Origin of the sequence: Bradyrhizobium sp. NAS96.2 (assembly GCF_001908235.1) — a bacterium.
Taxonomy (GTDB): Bacteria; Pseudomonadota; Alphaproteobacteria; order Rhizobiales; family Xanthobacteraceae; genus Bradyrhizobium.
In genome coordinates this window covers 1-1,154 of the sequence record NZ_LGHK01000407.1, presented here as the reverse complement: position 1 = coordinate 1,154, position 1,154 = coordinate 1, and the positions used below count along the sequence as shown (strand labels likewise).

Here is a 1,154-nt window from a genome sequence, read left to right as displayed (position 1 = left end):
CGTTGGCCTCGTGTGCCTGCCGACGGCTGCCTCTGCACATGCCGCTCTCGTGAAGTCCGATCCCGCGAGCCGGGCCGTGTTAGCTCATTCGCCGCAGCAGATCGAACTGTGCTTCAACGAACGCATAGAGCTCAAGTTTTCGAAAGTGGAGCTCAAGAACGCCAACGGTCAGTCGCTAACGCTCGGCGATTTGAAAGCAGGCAATGATCCGAAGTGCATGGTAACGGCAGTATCTGACATGAGAGCGGGCAGCTATTCGGTTCATTACCGCGTGCTCTCGCAAGACGGGCATGTGGTGGACTACGGCTATCAGTTCACCGTCGAGGAACGTTAGGCATGCGGAATGACGGTATTGTTTCCAGCTCTGTGCAAGGCCATCGCTGACATTGCGCTTGCATGGGTCATAGGCGGAGTACTCTTTCTGTTGCTGGCAGCGCCGTCTTCCGATCCGTTCCTTGCCGCTTGGCAAAGACGAGTGCAGGTGAGCTTTCTCTGGGCGGCCGGCATTCACCTCTTCGCTACTGCTGGGTTATTTATCGCTCAAGTCGCGATTGCGACAGATATGGCACTACCGGAGATAGTGGCGTCTGGCCAGACGCTGGAAAGCTTCGGATTTGACACACATTACGGTCGGATCACGCTTGCAAGGTTAGCGCTCTCTCTTCTTTTGCTGCTGCCGACAGCGATCCCAATTTGCGGCCGGTCGAGGCAGCGGCAACGTTTAGCTTCAATCGTGACAGGCGGGACAGCAGCACTGATCGCGCTGATTGGTCCACTTGCTGGACACGCCGCCGGGGAAGACGACAGCCGTTGGCTCGTTCCGACCTATCAACTTCACGTGCTCGCGGTTTCTGCTTGGCTTGGGGCCTTACCCGCTTGGATCTGGCTGGTGGCTACGGTCGCTGTCACCCCCACGGAGACTCGGCGCGTCTATGTCGCAGCGACGCTGCGACGTTTCTCCCAACTAGCAATCGGTTTCGTGATCGTCGTCGTCGCATCAGGTGTGGTGCTCGCGTTTAGCTCCGCTAGTTCGGCTGGCGAGTGGCTTGGCACGACCTACGGTCAACTAATTATAACGAAGCTTGCTCTACTTGCATGCATCCTGTTGGTGGCCAATCGGATTCGCACGCGCTTCCTACCCGTCATGGAAACCG

The 1,154-nt window shown here is 57.5% G+C and carries 2 protein-coding genes; both read left to right on the top strand.

The window, feature by feature from the left end; genetic code table 11:
• Positions 1-334: copper resistance CopC family protein (locus AC628_RS41590; RefSeq protein WP_074132556.1), on the top strand; the 334-nt coding region annotated here is incomplete at its 5' end.
• Positions 335-343: 9 nt separating this feature from the next.
• The coding region (locus AC628_RS41585; RefSeq protein ID WP_143202117.1) for a CopD family protein at positions 344-1,154 on the top strand (811 nt) is incomplete at its 3' end.